Consider the following 14,874-nt stretch of genomic DNA (forward strand, 5'->3'; position numbering starts at 1 on the left):
AGAGGTGCTTTTTTGGTGAGCGATAATATAATTAAATTAAATAACATAAGTAAATCTTACGGTGAACAAAAAATATTAGATAATTTATCTTTGACTATTAGAAAAAATGAATTTTTAACATTATTAGGACCTAGCGGTTGTGGTAAAACAACTACCCTAAAAATAATTGCTGGTTTTGAAACAGCGGATACTGGAGAAGTCTTATTTAAAAATGAAGATATATCTAATCTTCCACCTTACAAAAGACAAGTAAATACCGTATTCCAAAAGTATGCATTATTTCCTCATATGAATGTATACGAAAATATCGCTTTTGGGCTTAAATTAAAAAAACTCCCTAAAGATCAAATAAGAAAAAGTGTTAAAGAGATCCTTGAGCTTGTTGCATTAAAAGGATTTGAAAAAAGAAGTATTACTTCATTAAGTGGTGGACAACAACAAAGAGTTGCAATAGCAAGAGCTTTAGTTAACAAACCTGAAGTATTACTTCTTGATGAACCTTTAGGTGCATTGGATTTAAAACTGAGAAAAGAAATGCAAATAGAATTAAAGAAAATACAACAAGAAGTTGGTATTACATTTATCTTCGTAACTCATGATCAAGAAGAGGCCTTAACTATGTCTGATACTATAATTGTTATGAATAAAGGTGTTATTCAACAAATGGGCAGTCCTGAGGATATTTATAACGAACCTGCTAATGCTTTTGTTGCAGATTTCATTGGTGAAAGTAATATCTTAACCGGAATCATGATTGATGATTTTAAAGTTGAATTTTGCAACAAGAGATTTGACTGCGTTGACAAAGGTTTTGAAAAAATAGAAAGTATTGATGTAGTAATAAGACCTGAAGATATAAAAATAGTTGAAGCTGAAAAAGGAATGCTTAAAGGTATTGTAAAATCTATAATGTTCAAAGGAGTTCATTATGAAATGCAAGTGGACGTAGATGATTTTACATTCATTCTTCACAACACAAAATCTGTAGATGTTGATAATGAAATTGGATTAGACATACATCCTGAAGATATACATATTATGAAAAAGAGTGATGACAATGCGTAAAAAAAATACTTCAATCTTAGCATATCCTTATTTTGTATGGAGTGCACTATTTATAGTTGTTCCTTTAATTATAGTTTTATTTTTTAGCTTTACTACAAAAAACAACTCAGGTTATTCATTTTCTTTGGAAAATTATAATAATTTATTTAATTCTCAATACTTATATATATTTAAACAGTCTATAATATTGGCCTTTGAATCAACTATAGCTTGTTTAATTATTGGATACCCTGTTTCATATATAATTTCAAAAATAAATTTAGATAAAAGAAATTTTTTAATAATGTTATTTATTTTGCCCATGTGGATGAATTTTTTATTAAGAACTTATGCTTGGGTACCTATCTTAGGAAAAACAGGTTTAATAAATCTTTTGCTTAGTAAACTAGGTATAGGACCTATTTCTTTTCTTTATAATGATGGTGCTGTTTTACTAGGAATGATTTATAACTTCTTACCATTTATGGTTCTTCCTATTTATACAATATTAATAAAGATGGATCAGGATTTAATAAATGCTGCACATGATTTAGGTGCAAATAGATTTAAAGTTTTTACAAAAGTTGTGTTACCACTTAGCATGCCTGGAATAATTTCTGGGGTCACTATGGTATTTATGCCTGCTGTTTCTACCTTTGTAATCTCAAGATTATTAGGTGGAGGTCAATATATGTTGATTGGAAACGTCATTGAGCAACAATTTACAACCATGGGTGATTGGAATTTTGGATCTGCCATTTCAATATTAATGATGATAATTATATTAATATTTATGGGTATTACTTCTAGATTCGAAAATGATGACAGCAAAGAAGGTGGTGGACAATTATGGTAAGTAGATTAGAGAATTTTATTAAAAAATCCTATTTAGTTATTATATTTTTATTCTTATATACTCCTATCATCACTTTGATGGTATTTTCATTTAATAAATCAAAAACCATGGGAAGATGGACTGGCTTTACACTTAAATGGTATAAGGAATTATTTGGTAATGAAAGACTTATGTCTGCACTTTATTATACTTTATTAATTGCTGTTATAGCCTCAATTATAGCCACTATAGTTGGTACAATAAGTGCAATTGGTATACATAAAATTAAAGGCAAAAAAAAGTCTCTTATTTTAAATGTTAATTATTTACCTGTTTTAAACCCAGATATAGTTACAGGTATTGCACTTATGTCTATGTTTATATTTATTAATTTAAAATTTGGATTTATTACTATGTTATTAGCGCATATTACATTTGATCTTCCTTATGTAATTCTTTCAGTTCTTCCAAAATTAAAACAGTTACCTGAAAATACTGTAGAAGCTGCGGAAGATTTAGGTGCTACTCCACTATATGCTATTAGAAAAGTTATACTACCTCAAATAAAGCCTGGTATAATTTCAGGATTTCTTATGGCCTTTACAATGTCAATAGATGATTTTGTTATAAGTTTCTTTACAACAGGTCCTGGAGTTACTAATTTATCTATAGAAATTTATTCTATGGCTAGAAGAGGCATTAAGCCAGAAATTAATGCTCTTTCAACATTAATGTTCTTGACTGTTTTGACTTTATTAATAATAGTAAATAAGAAGCAAAATCTTACAAGGGGTGAACAATTTGAAAAAATTTAAAATATTCAGTGCTTTAGCATTAACAAGTTTATTGACTATAAGTCTTTTTTCTGGATGTTCTGATAAAAATGTAGGACAAAATGGTACAGTTTATTTTTATAATTGTGGTGATTATATTGATGAAGATTTATTAGCTAAATTTCAAGATGAAACTGGTATTAAAGTTGAATACTCCACTTATGATACAAACGAAATAATGTATCAAAAATTAAAAAGCAGCCCAGGTAGTTACGATCTAGTAATACCTTCTGATTATATGATTGAAAAAATGACAAAAGAAGATATGATTGAAGAATTAGATTTTAATAACATACCAAATTATAAGTATATAGATGATCGCTATAAAAATTTATCTTATGATCCAAATAACAAATGCTCTGTTCCTTATATGTGGGGTACTATAGGAATAATATATAACCCTGATTTAGTTACAGAACCTGTTAATAGTTGGGATATATTATGGAATGAAAAATATAATAATAAACAAATAATAATGTTTGATTCAATGAGAGATACTCTTGCTATTGGATTAAAGAAACTTGGATATTCTATAAACAGTAGAAATCCTGATGAAATAAATGCTGCTACTGAAGAGTTAGTGAAACAAAAGCAATCAATTTCACCACTTTATTATGTAGATGAAGTTAAAGATAAAATGATAAGTGAAGAGGCTATTATGGCAACTGTTTGGTCTGGAGATGCTGCTTATATAAGATCAGAGAATCCTAAATTAGAGTACGTTATTCCTGAAGAAGGAGCTAATAAATGGTTTGATGGTATGGTTGTTCCCAAAAGTGCTCCAAATAAAGAAAATGCTGAAAAATTAATCAACTTTCTATGCGATCCTGAAAATGCAAAACAAAATGTTGATTACATAGGATATTCAACACCTAATAAAGGTGCTTATGATATGTTAGAAGATCCTGTTAAAGATGACAAAGGCATTTATCCATCAAAAGAAGTTCTAGATAAATGTGAAATTTTTACTGATTTAGGTGATTCATTAAAATTATATGATGATGCTTGGATGAAAATCAAAACAGCTAAATAATAAAAAATCCTTAGATAAATTTTACTTTATCTAAGGATTTCTTTATTATAAGGCACGTTCAAATAAATAACTAGTTAGTATGCTAGTTTATTTTTATATACCTAAATTAACTTCTGGAAACCACAATTTTAATTCTGATTCTGCACTCTCTGCATTATCTGATGCATGAACACAGTTTTCAGTCTTGCTTCTAGCATATCTATGTCTTATAGTTCCTTCTTCAGCATCATCAGGACTTGTTGCCCCATTTATTTTTCTAACCTTATTTATTGCATCTTCTCCAGTTAAAATCATAGCACATAATGGACTTCCAGTTATAAATTCTATTAATTCTTCATAAAAGTTTTTTCCCTTATGTTGTGAATAATGTTGTTCTGCTATCTCTCTTGTTGCTTTCATCATTTTTATTTCAACGACTTTTAAGCCATTAGCTTCATAGCAACTAATAATATTACCTATTATATTTCTTTTTACTCCATCTGGTTTGATTAAGACCATAGTTTTTTCACTCATATTGATACCCTCCTTTTATGCTACATAATTATTATATGCATTATAATAATTATTATATACCTTTTCACAAGGTTTACATACCTTATGTTATAATATACTATAACATATTATAACATAAGGGAGTGTGTTTATGAAAAGGTATTCTATAAAAATTTCTGGTAGAGTTCAAGAGGTGAGTTTAGATATCTTTCTCATTTAATATTTATATAAAACAAAGGAGCTATCTTTCAGATAACTCCTTTAAACATTAAAACTATATTAAGCTACTACTTCTTCAATTGAATCTTTTGCTTTAATTTCTTCAAAGAATTTTTCAGTCTCTTTAATTACAACTTTTCTAAGACCTATTAATGCTATTAAATTAGGGAACGCCATACAACCATTAACTATATCTGCTATTATAAATATTAGTTCCAATGGTAAGAATGGTCCTATAGCAACTAATATTATATAAACTATTCTATATGGCATAATTGATTTAATACCAAATAAATATTGAATACATTTTTCACCATAATAATTCCATCCAAGAATAGTTGTAAATGCAAAGAATATTAATCCTATGTTAACAATATATTTTCCTAAAATTGCAATTGGTAATCCTATTTCAAATGCTGCTGATGTAAGACCAGCCCCTTCTATTGTTGCACCAACTTCAAATATCCCAGTAGATCCACTTGTTATTACTATTGCAAGACCTGTCATTGTACAAACAATTATTGTATCAAAAAAAGTACCTGTCATTGATATTAATCCTTGTTTAGCTGGTGAATTTGTCTTTGCTGCTGCTGCTGCTATTGGTGCACTACCAAGGCCTGATTCATTAGAGAATACACCTCTGGCTATACCATTTCTTATAGCCATTGTAACTGTAATACCTAAAACGCCACCGCCTATAGCTTGTGTATTAAAAGCACTTTCAAATATTAATCTTATTGCACTAGGAACAGCTGTATAATTAAATGCAAGAACTAATAGTGCTCCAATTATATATGCTACAGCCATAAATGGCACAAGAGTTTCTGAAACTTTAGATATTCTCTTTATTCCACCTAAAGTTACTAATGCTACTAACGCTGTTACAATTACTGCTGTTACAATTAACGGTATATTGAAATTAGCTGCTGCTGCTGCTATTGAATTTACTTGACCAAAAGTTCCAATTCCAAAAAATGCAACTCCAACACCAAAGAATGCAAATAATTTTGCAAGCCACTTTAATCCAAGACCATTTTGTATATAATACATTGGTCCTCCACACATTTCTCCATTTTCATCTACTTCTCTATATTTTATAGCAAGTAAACCTTCTGCATACTTTGTTGCCATTCCCAAAAATGCTGCTATCCACATCCAAAGCAATGCTCCAGGTCCTCCAGCTTTTATTGCTGTAGCAACTCCAACTATATTTCCTGTTCCTATAGTAGCTGATAAAGCTGTACATAAAGCTGCGAAACTAGATACATCTCCTTGTGCATCTTCATCTTTAGCTTCTTCATCTTTTCCAAAAACAAATTTTAAAGCCATAGGTAATTTGAATACTTGAAGTAATTTAAGACGAAAAGTTAGGTATAGACCTGTTCCAACTAAAAGAATTAGTAATGGTGGTCCCCAGATAATGCTGTCTATTTTTTCAAAAAAACTTTGAACTCCAGCTGTTGATAATAAGAAATTTGATAATAACATAAAAAAATCCCCCTTAATTTTTGATTATGGAGGAGAATAAGAATTAACTCAAAATGAGTTTAATAATCCTATCCCCTGTCCTTTTACCTGAGAGTTTCAGCAAATAAAATTTGCCTTGCTCCTTCGGTGCTCATATAACTATGAGTCTCTCCAGAGGCTCGTCCAGTAGCGGTCCTAATACCTGAAAGATTTCCCTCTTCGGTGTATTATTATAAATAATAATAACTCTCCCACTACCTTCATCCGAACGTTCTATAAATTTGTTACTTAATTATATATTCATTTTTAAATTAATGCAAGTATTTTTTAACTTTTTAATATATATAATATACATTTAATATATTTAGTGCTATTTTTTTTATTATTTAATTTTTATTTTATAATAATACGAACATTATCATTCTGATTCAAAATAAAGTTTACCATTTCTAATAATTAATTATAAAATAAGATAGGAAAATATCCAATTTCACATTTTCCTATCTTACAAAAAATTTTAGTTTAATTTTGAATTTTTTTTGACATTATGCACAAAGAATTAGTTTCTTTAAAATCATGTTTTAAATAAAAATTCTTTAAATTATTATTTTGAGTTGATAAAAACATAAAATCTACACCCAATTTCTTTACTTTACTTTCAGCACTATTAATTAATTTACTTCCAATGCTTTTTCCTTGAATTCTCTTTGAAACAAATACTTCTTTTATATTAAATTGTCTTCCTTCAAACCACTCTTCGCAATTTCCAAAAAGTGCTCCAAAAATTTCATTATTTTCAGTATACTTAACCCCTATAAAATTAGGAGATTCATATATATCATGCAATCTTCTATATGCACTTTCTATAGTCCAATTATCATTCCATGGTTCTTCATTGAATGCTTCTATAAAAATCTTTGCACATTCTTCTATATCACTCTCATTAATTCTCAATATTTCCATATAAACTTCCCCTTTTTTTCCCAATTATACGAATTAATATATTTAAAATGTTGATATATACAACAAGCAAAATGGCATTGTATATATCAACATTTTGCTAAAACATATATTCGATTTATATTTCTAAATCACTTAACTTTCCTTTTTTCTTTAGTCTTAATATTAATTCTTCTGGAATACTATTAATTATAAGCTCTTCTGGAAAATCTATTTCTTTCAGTATTTCAATTGCTTCTGTAAATTCCCCTATTTTAGTACAAAAATGTGCATCACTATTTAAAACTAATTTAGCACCATATTTTTTACATAATAAAGCTACTTCCTTGCAATTTTTTTTACTTCCAACTCTTGATGTTGTAAAAGAACTATTATTTATTTCAACTAAAACATCATTTTCAAAAGCACATTTTACTACTTTTTCAAAATCTATTGGCACTTGTGGGTTTCCAATATGACCTATTATATCAATTTTTCCACCTTTTATTGCATTTATAAATGCATTTGTATTTTCTTCCTTACTTCCAACCTTATATACTTCTGGTTGTGGATGAATACTACCGATAACTATATCTACCTTATCTAGTGTATAGTCATCCATGTCTAAATTCCCTTCATAATCTCTTATATTAGCTTCTACACCATAAAGCATAGTTACTCCATACATTTCTCTTGGTAGTACTTTATAATTATGAAAATACCAAATATGAGGAGAATTTGGCATTGTTACTCCATGTTCCGTTGTACCTAAAACTTTTATTCCTTTTTCTGAAGCTGCTTTAGCATTCTCCATCAAAGTAGAATACGCATGACCACTAACCAATGTATGCGTATGTACATCTAATGCATATTTCATCAAAATCCCTCTTTTCATCTATTGTTTTTCTATCCATTTATTATCATACTATCATAATTGAAATATAAATTAAACTTTTTAAACATTTACATGTTAAATATTTTATTTTTATACCAAATTATGTTATGATCTAACTTCTTTAAAGGTATTAATATTTATGATATGATGTAACTAATTAAATTAAAAGTACAAGCACTTTAAGGAGGACTTTATGATAAAATTAATCGCAACAGATATGGATGGAACTTTATTAGATGAAAAAGGACATTTACCAGAAAGCTTCACAGAAGTTTTAGATTTAATAACAGAAAAAGATGTTAAATTAGTTATAGCTAGCGGTAGACCATATGCTACATTACAAACAAACTTTGGCCCAATAGCTAATAAACTATCATATATTACTGATAACGGAGCATTAGTATATGATAATAATGAATTAATATTTAAAGATGTTATAGATAGAGATTTAGTACAAGATATAATAAAAACAGCTAGAAAAATAGAAAATACAACTATAGTATTATGCGGAGCAGAATGTGCTTATTTAGAAAATTGTTCTGAAGAATACTTAAAAGAAATACAAAAATATTATGTGAAATATGAAGTTGTTGAAGATATCTCTAAAGTTGAAGATGATATAATCAAAGTTACTGTATGTGATTTAGATCACGCAATTAAAAATTCAAATCCAGTTATAAATCCATTATTCGGAAATGATTTAAACGTGGTTGTAGCTGGTGAAATCTGGCTTGATATAATGAATAAAACAGTAAACAAAGGTACTGCTTTAAGAAAAATAATGGAAGCTGATAATATCTCAAAAGAAGAAACAATGGCATTTGGAGATTACTATAATGATATAGAAATGTTAAATGAAGCTGACTTTAGCTTTGTTATGAAAAATGCTCCAGAAGACATGAAACAACATGCAAAATACATAGCAGAAAGCAATGAAGATTACGGTGTATTAGGAGCTATAATGGAACATGTGGTTCTATAATATCCAAGTGTTAATATATGCATAAATTGAAACTTAAATAATTCCTTGAATAGAAAAGGAATTACATTATGAAAATAGCAATTTTTACAACATTTTTAGCTACCGAAGTAGTTCTTTATGCAGTTTCTAAAAATAAATGTAAGTAATTTTTCTCTGTATATAAAATAAATGGATACCTTGTAAAGTATGTGTTAATATATGTAATAGGCAAATTGGCATTGTAATTGGACTTTGAGAATCCTTAATGAGTATTGTCACATTTACTGCTTGTCTTAATTTTATATTAGGAACAAGCTAAAATGGGACAATACTCATTTTAGCATTCCTAAGTTCAATTACTCAGTCCACTTTGCTTATACATACATTAACACTCTACTCTATTTTTCATTTTACCCTTATTATAAACTCTTATGTTTTCTAATAAATCGTTAAATAATCTATTTCTTGCTTCTTCACTTGCCCATGCTATATGAGGGCTTAAAACTAATTTTTCTTTATTTTTAACACTTAATAATGGATTGTTTTCTGGAATTGGCTCTATTTCAAATACATCTAAGCCTGCACCACCTATTAAGTTTTCATCTATAGCCTTTGCTAAATCTGCATCCACTACTATTGGACCTCTTCCCATATTAATTAGTATGCTATATTCTTTCATTTTCTTAAATGCTTCATGATTCATTAATCCTTTTGTATTTTCATTTAGTGGAGCATGTATAGATATTACATCCGCTTTCTCTAATAATTCTTCAAAAGACACCCTGTCATATTCTGAATTTGAGTTCTTTCCTGAAGTTGAATAGTAAACCACTTTACATCCAAATGCATCTGCAATTTTAGCAACTCTTTTTCCAATAGCTCCAAGTCCAATTATTCCCCATACCTTACCATCAATATCTTTATAAACTTCATCTACATTGGTAAAGATATTAGATCTTGAATATTCTTTAGACTTAACATAATTATCAAAATATGAAATCTTATCATATAAATTAAGTGCCATAGCAAAAGTATGTTGTGCTACTGTATTTGTAGAATATCCAGCTACATTAGTTACTGCTATATTATTTTCTTTAGCATACTTTATATCTATATTATTAAATCCAGTTGCCATTTCACAGATTAATTCTAAATTTTTAGCATTCTTTAAATTATTTTCATTTAATACAACTTTATTAGTTAATACTATATTGGCATTTTCTATTCTTTCTTCCACTTCATTCCTTGAAGTTAAATCATAATATGTTACCTTGCCAAATTCGTTAAGTTTTGAAAAATCTACATTTCCTAATGTTTTTCCATCAAGTACTACTATTTGCTTCATAAAAATAAGACCCCTCTCTATACTTCAATTAATTTTTATTATATCATAAGCTACATTATTTAAAACTATTCTCACTTTAAATTTCCGTATTGTATCATGTATGCCTTAATGTTAAACTTTATCTAAGAATACAAATTTGTAAAACAAATTATCTTTTAAGTTAATATTAACTTAAAAGATATCAACAAATTCAAATACAAGGAGATTTTTTATGTTTATTATTACTTACAAAATACCATATCAAAATGTAGACACTTCTATTGAAAAACTTCAATTCAATGATATTTTTAATGTGTTTTACGAAAGTCCACTAGAAATAACTACAGATGAATTTGGATATGGATTTATAGAAAAAGATGATGTTATTATCGACTTCAAAGTAGCTTTTGATGGTGATGAATGTGCTCTTAATGACTTTACAAACAAAGTTAATTCTATTCTTGAATTAACGCCAGACAATATGGTTGAAGAAAATTATAATTATGAAGAAACACATTTTCCTGCTATACATATAGATGACACTTGGGTAATAGCTTCTCCGGAAGAAGATTTTCCTGAAAAACAAAAAATAAATTTTATATCTCAAGGTGCTTTTGGAACTGGAATGCATGAAACCACTCAAGATATATTAAGATATATTTTATCACAAGATTTCACTGGATTAGATGTATTAGATATAGGTACTGGTTCTGGAATACTTTCATTAGCTACAAGTGTTAAAAATGCTAAAAGAGTATGTGCTTTAGACATTAGAGATGTACATGAAGAAATAGAATTCAACTCATCTTTAAATAACATTACTAATATTGAGACTTTTGTTGGTGATGCTTTAAGTAATGAAGTAGTTATAGATGGCACTTTTCATTGGATATACATAAATATAGGTGGAGAAGAAACTGAAATGTTTATGGATTATATAAATGATCATATAAAAGAAAATGGTAAGCTTTTAGTTTCAGGCTTAGTTGAATGGAGTTTTGATTCTGTTAAAGATAAAGTTGAAGCTAAAGGATATATTATGGAACATAAAATTCAAACAAACGAATGGTGTACAGCAATATTTAATAGAAAATAACTCTCTAATAGGCTATGTTTTAATATCTTGTTGATTATTTATAAATAAAGTGGACTGAGCGGTGGGCTTAAGTATACTAACATAAGTATTGTTAAATTCCAATTACAATGCCACTTAAATTATTGTATATATCAACATCTATTTAAAACATAGCCTATTAATTTAATTACATATCTGCTTATTTCATTATTTATGTTTTTTATTTAAATATATATCCTCAATCCTCTGTAATTCTTAGCATCCTATATCCTATCCCTATATGAGTTTGTATATATTTGGGTTTTGAAGGTTTTTCTTCTATTTTCTTTCTTAAAGTTGCCATAAAAACACGTAATGATGGTGTATCATTAGGTAAAGTATTTCCCCATACCTCTTTTAATATAAAATTATGAGTAAGCACTCTTCCTACATTTTTAGCTAAAAGACATATCAATCTATATTCAATAGGTGTTAAATGAATTTCCTCATCTTTAATAAATACACATCTTGCTGCGTAATCAATCTTTAAATCTCCATTAATAAATAAATTACTGTTTTCGCCTTGTCCACTATTAACATAATTAATTCTTCTTAAGCTCACACGTAATCTTGCTAACAGTTCTTCAACACTAAATGGTTTAGTTAAATAATCATCAGCTCCACAATCAAGTGCTTCAATCTTATCTCTATCTTCACTACGTGCACTAACTACTATAATTGGAACATTCGACCATGTACGTATTCTCTTTATAATTTCTATTCCATCCATATCTGGTAACCCTAAATCTAAGATAACAATGTCAGGTACATATGAAACAGCTTCTCGAATTGCAGCTTCACCATTTTCAGCTACATGATACTTATAGTTTTCAGTCTCTAATGTTATAGTAATTAAATTTCTAACAGCTTTATCATCTTCTACAACTAAAATTTGTGGTTTATTCACTATAAATAACCTCCTCACATTGTAATGTAAAACCAAATATAGTTCCTTTAGGTTCGTTGTCTCTTACATAAACTTCTCCACCATGAGCATTTATTATTGACTTACATAATGATAATCCCAAACCAAGCCCTCTTCTTCCATCTGCACTAGCGCTATTTAATGTAAAAAACATATCAAACAATTTTCCTTTCATTGAATCCTCAATTCCACATCCATCATCACTTATTTCAATCACTACACTTTTGCCTTGCTTTTTTCCAAATATTTTAATATTTGAACCTTTGGGAGTATATTTCACAGCATTATTTACAATATTAATTATTACTTGAATAATTAATCTAGAATCCATTTTAGCCATCAATAATTCATCATCTACTTCAACTTCAATATTATAGTCTGAGCTTTCTCTATTAATATGTTGAAGTGCTTCTTGTATGACTTCATCTATTAATTCTGGTTGTAATTTTATATTCATTGTACCATTTTCAATACGAGTTACAGACAATAAATTTTCTACTAAATTAATAAGCCACATAGAATCATCATAAATATCTGTATACAACCTCTGTTTTCTATCTTCATTTAATATTCTAGAATTTCCCATTAAAATTCCAGCATTCCCAGATATACTTGTAAGAGGTGTACGTAAATCATGTGAAATAGCTCTTAATAAATTAGACCTTAGTTTTTCTTGTTCTGCTTTCATATAAATTTCATTTTTAGTTTCATTTATATATTCTTTTTCTAAAGATAAAGCACTTTCAGCTAAAATTGCTATTAACAAATTCTTTTTAAAAGAATCTAAAGTCTCATCTTTATCTATTGGAATTGCTACTACAGCAAAAGATTTTACATGATTTCTTATAGCCATGTAAAGACATTTTGCCCCTGGTAAAGTATTTGTAGTTGCTCCAGCATGTTTTTTATTTTTAAACACCCATTGTGCAACGGCTCGTTCATCTTCTGTAATAAAGTCTTTTATATTGATTGTCCTATTTTTTTTAAATACTATAGGTTCTAAAAGTACTTCATTATCAGCAGGATATAAAATTACTGATTTATCTAATAACTTTTCTATTTGAATAAGTATCTTATTAAAAATTTCTTCCCTATTTTTAGCCATTTGTAACTTTTGACTAGTTTCCAATAAAACTTCAGTTCTATAAGCTTTTTCAGCAGATTGTTTAGCCTCTATCTTTACTCTAGTAGCTAGTTTACTTGATATTATTGACGAAACAAGCATAACAAAAAAAGTTATTGGATAACTTTTATCATATGCTTGAAATGTAAATCTAGGATTAGTAAAAAGAAAATTAAATACCAATACTCCTAATATTGATACCAGTAATCCACAACTTTTACCTGTTGTAGTTATAGATGTTAACAATACACCCAATATATATATATTTATAATATTTGCTTCACTATATCCTAAGTTATAAAAAATCATCCCTGTTGCTGTGACAGCTCCTAATATTACTGTTGTTTTTATTAAGTCCATTACAGTAAAATGTGGTAAAGTAATTTTTTTAAGTTTCTCATTAGAATTTCTTTTATAAGCTTTTAAATTATCTGGAATAATATATATATCTATGTTTGGCGCAAACTCAGTTAATTTATCAACTAATGTTTTTTTATTATTAAACCAACTTTTTTTATTATTAGATCTACCGATTACAATCTTAGATACACCACTTATCTTAGCATACTGAGATATTTGATTTGCCACATCGTCACCATAAACTGTAGCTATTTTAGCTCCAAGTTGTTCTGCAAGTTTTAAATTCGTCTCTAATATCTTTTTATTTTCTAAGCTAAGATCTTTGCTATTAGAGGTTTCTACAAATAATGCTGTAAATAACCCATGAAATGCAAATGCCATTCGTGCAGCTGTTCTAATTACTTTCGTATTGCTTGGTGAACTTGATAAACAAATTAAAATGTGTTCTTCTGTATAGTACGTACTTTTTATTTCATCTCTTTTATTTTCAATCTTTTTATTAACAGCATCTGCCGTACGTCTAAGAGCTATTTCTCTTAATGCAACCAATTTTTCTTTTGTAAAAAAGTTAATCAATGCCCTGCGTGCTTGATCAGTTTTATATACTTTTCCGTTATCTAATCTAGTAATTAAATCATCTGGCTCAATATCAACTAGTTCAACTTGATTAGCATTGTCAAATACACTATCAGGAATTCTCTCGCGTACTACTATTCCAGTTATAGATGCTACAATATCATTTAAACTTTCTATATGTTGAACATTTATAGTTGTATAAACATCTATTCCATTATTCAACAATTCCTGTATATCTTGATATCTCTTCATATGCCTACATCCATAAGCATTACTATGAGCTAATTCATCTACTAAAATTAGCTTTGGTTTTCTATTAATTGCAGAATCAAGATCAAATTCATTTAAAGTTATTCCTTTATATTTAACTTTTAAATTAGGCAACATTTCTAACCCATCTAAAAGAGCAAGGGTTTCTACTCTAGTATGAGGTTCTATATACCCTGCTACTACATCAATACCTGAATTCTTAGCTATATGAGCTGCCTCAAGCATTGCATATGTTTTACCTACACCAGCTGCATATCCAAAAAATATCTTTAATTTTCCTTGTTTGTTATTTTCATCTAGGGATATTTTCTTTAAAATCTCATCAGGATCTGGACGTTCATCTATCATATATGTCACCTCAAAATATAATCTACTTATAAATAAATTATACTATAGCCAAAATAAATATTTCATAATTATTTTAACTATAGTATAAAGATTGTGTTAATATTTTATTTTATATT

Annotated in this window: 13 protein-coding genes and 2 riboswitches; of the genes, 6 read left to right on the plus strand and 7 right to left on the minus strand. The window is 28.1% G+C overall.

The features are described 5' to 3' along the window. Nucleotides 1–12: 12 nt before the first annotated feature. From potA to NG901_RS04355, 4 genes are read left to right on the plus strand one after another with little or no spacing between them, the layout of a single operon-like run. Nucleotides 13–1,065, plus strand: a complete 1,053-nt coding sequence (gene potA / locus NG901_RS04340) for a spermidine/putrescine ABC transporter ATP-binding protein (protein WP_286673970.1) — start codon at nucleotides 13–15, stop codon at nucleotides 1,063–1,065. Continuing rightward, the gene (locus NG901_RS04345; RefSeq protein ID WP_252212523.1) at nucleotides 1,058–1,900 is read left to right on the plus strand and encodes an ABC transporter permease; all 843 of its coding nucleotides are present in this window, start codon (nucleotides 1,058–1,060) and stop codon (nucleotides 1,898–1,900) included. The genes potA and NG901_RS04345 overlap by 8 nt, the downstream gene beginning before the upstream one ends. Continuing rightward, nucleotides 1,894–2,694, plus strand: a complete 801-nt coding sequence (locus NG901_RS04350; RefSeq protein ID WP_252212524.1) for an ABC transporter permease — start codon at nucleotides 1,894–1,896, stop codon at nucleotides 2,692–2,694. Before NG901_RS04345 ends, NG901_RS04350 begins: the two co-directional genes overlap by 7 nt. Further along, nucleotides 2,681–3,745: an ABC transporter substrate-binding protein gene (locus tag NG901_RS04355; RefSeq protein WP_252212525.1), complete on the plus strand. Its 1,065-nt coding sequence runs from the start codon at nucleotides 2,681–2,683 to the stop codon at nucleotides 3,743–3,745. The genes NG901_RS04350 and NG901_RS04355 overlap by 14 nt, the downstream gene beginning before the upstream one ends. A 93-nt stretch (nucleotides 3,746–3,838) precedes the next feature. On the opposite strand, the gene ndk is transcribed toward NG901_RS04355, so the two are convergent. The 4 genes from ndk to NG901_RS04375 all read right to left on the minus strand — a co-directional run bounded on the left by ndk (nucleotide 3,839) and on the right by NG901_RS04375 (nucleotide 7,739). Continuing rightward, nucleotides 3,839–4,258 (minus strand): nucleoside-diphosphate kinase, encoded by a 420-nt coding sequence (gene ndk, locus NG901_RS04360; protein WP_003370585.1) that lies wholly within the window; start codon nucleotides 4,256–4,258, stop codon nucleotides 3,839–3,841. A gap of 258 nt (nucleotides 4,259–4,516) precedes the next feature. Continuing rightward, the gene (locus tag NG901_RS04365; protein ID WP_252212526.1) at nucleotides 4,517–5,944 is read right to left on the minus strand and encodes an alanine/glycine:cation symporter family protein; all 1,428 of its coding nucleotides are present in this window, start codon (nucleotides 5,942–5,944) and stop codon (nucleotides 4,517–4,519) included. Between the two features lie 72 nt (nucleotides 5,945–6,016). After that, nucleotides 6,017–6,101: riboswitch (glycine riboswitch) on the minus strand. 2 nt (nucleotides 6,102–6,103) lie between these two features. Further along, a riboswitch (glycine riboswitch) is annotated at nucleotides 6,104–6,187 on the minus strand. A gap of 258 nt (nucleotides 6,188–6,445) precedes the next feature. Beyond that, the gene (locus NG901_RS04370) at nucleotides 6,446–6,886 is read right to left on the minus strand and encodes a GNAT family N-acetyltransferase (protein WP_252212527.1); all 441 of its coding nucleotides are present in this window, start codon (nucleotides 6,884–6,886) and stop codon (nucleotides 6,446–6,448) included. A 115-nt stretch (nucleotides 6,887–7,001) separates the two neighbouring features. Further along, nucleotides 7,002–7,739 carry a phosphatase gene (locus NG901_RS04375; protein ID WP_252212528.1) on the minus strand — a complete coding sequence of 246 codons (738 nt, stop codon included), beginning with the start codon at nucleotides 7,737–7,739 and terminating at the stop codon, nucleotides 7,002–7,004. 211 nt (nucleotides 7,740–7,950) lie between these two features. Between NG901_RS04375 and NG901_RS04380 the strand changes: the two genes are divergently transcribed. Then, nucleotides 7,951–8,739, plus strand: coding sequence for an HAD family hydrolase (locus tag NG901_RS04380; RefSeq protein WP_252212529.1), 789 nt, complete (start codon nucleotides 7,951–7,953; stop codon nucleotides 8,737–8,739). A 364-nt stretch (nucleotides 8,740–9,103) separates the two neighbouring features. Here the strand turns inward: NG901_RS04380 and NG901_RS04385 are convergent, their stop codons facing one another. Next, the gene (locus NG901_RS04385) at nucleotides 9,104–10,063 is read right to left on the minus strand and encodes a D-2-hydroxyacid dehydrogenase (RefSeq protein WP_252212530.1); all 960 of its coding nucleotides are present in this window, start codon (nucleotides 10,061–10,063) and stop codon (nucleotides 9,104–9,106) included. Nucleotides 10,064–10,274: 211 nt separating this feature from the next. On the opposite strand from NG901_RS04385, the gene NG901_RS04390 reads away from it, so the two are divergent. Next, the gene (locus NG901_RS04390; protein ID WP_252212531.1) at nucleotides 10,275–11,138 is read left to right on the plus strand and encodes a 50S ribosomal protein L11 methyltransferase; all 864 of its coding nucleotides are present in this window, start codon (nucleotides 10,275–10,277) and stop codon (nucleotides 11,136–11,138) included. 217 nt (nucleotides 11,139–11,355) lie between these two features. On the opposite strand, the gene NG901_RS04395 is transcribed toward NG901_RS04390, so the two are convergent. Then, nucleotides 11,356–12,063 carry a response regulator gene (locus NG901_RS04395; RefSeq protein WP_252212532.1) on the minus strand — a complete coding sequence of 236 codons (708 nt, stop codon included), beginning with the start codon at nucleotides 12,061–12,063 and terminating at the stop codon, nucleotides 11,356–11,358. After that, nucleotides 12,056–14,758, minus strand: coding sequence for an ATP-binding protein (locus tag NG901_RS04400; protein WP_252212533.1), 2,703 nt, complete (start codon nucleotides 14,756–14,758; stop codon nucleotides 12,056–12,058). Before NG901_RS04400 ends, NG901_RS04395 begins: the two co-directional genes overlap by 8 nt. Nucleotides 14,759–14,874: the final 116 nt, after the last annotated feature.

The organism is Clostridium sp. CMCC3677 (genome assembly GCF_023845585.1).
Taxonomy (GTDB): Bacteria; Bacillota; Clostridia; order Clostridiales; family Clostridiaceae; genus Clostridium; species Clostridium aquiflavi.

What these genes read in the sequence shown, in the direction of transcription:
- NG901_RS04345 (WP_252212523.1), top strand. Translation starts at nt 1,058, where the DNA reads ATGCGTAAAAAAAATACTTCAATCTTAGCATATCCTTATTTTGTATGG.
- NG901_RS04350 (WP_252212524.1), top strand. Translation starts at nt 1,894, where the DNA reads ATGGTAAGTAGATTAGAGAATTTTATTAAAAAATCCTATTTAGTTATT.
- ndk (WP_003370585.1), bottom strand. Translation starts at nt 4,258, where the DNA reads ATGAGTGAAAAAACTATGGTCTTAATCAAACCAGATGGAGTAAAAAGA.
- NG901_RS04365 (WP_252212526.1), bottom strand. Translation starts at nt 5,944, where the DNA reads ATGTTATTATCAAATTTCTTATTATCAACAGCTGGAGTTCAAAGTTTT.
- NG901_RS04370 (WP_252212527.1), bottom strand. Translation starts at nt 6,886, where the DNA reads ATGGAAATATTGAGAATTAATGAGAGTGATATAGAAGAATGTGCAAAG.
- NG901_RS04375 (WP_252212528.1), bottom strand. Translation starts at nt 7,739, where the DNA reads ATGAAATATGCATTAGATGTACATACGCATACATTGGTTAGTGGTCAT.
- NG901_RS04380 (WP_252212529.1), top strand. Translation starts at nt 7,951, where the DNA reads ATGATAAAATTAATCGCAACAGATATGGATGGAACTTTATTAGATGAA.
- NG901_RS04385 (WP_252212530.1), bottom strand. Translation starts at nt 10,063, where the DNA reads ATGAAGCAAATAGTAGTACTTGATGGAAAAACATTAGGAAATGTAGAT.
- NG901_RS04390 (WP_252212531.1), top strand. Translation starts at nt 10,275, where the DNA reads ATGTTTATTATTACTTACAAAATACCATATCAAAATGTAGACACTTCT.
- NG901_RS04400 (WP_252212533.1), bottom strand. Translation starts at nt 14,758, where the DNA reads ATGATAGATGAACGTCCAGATCCTGATGAGATTTTAAAGAAAATATCC.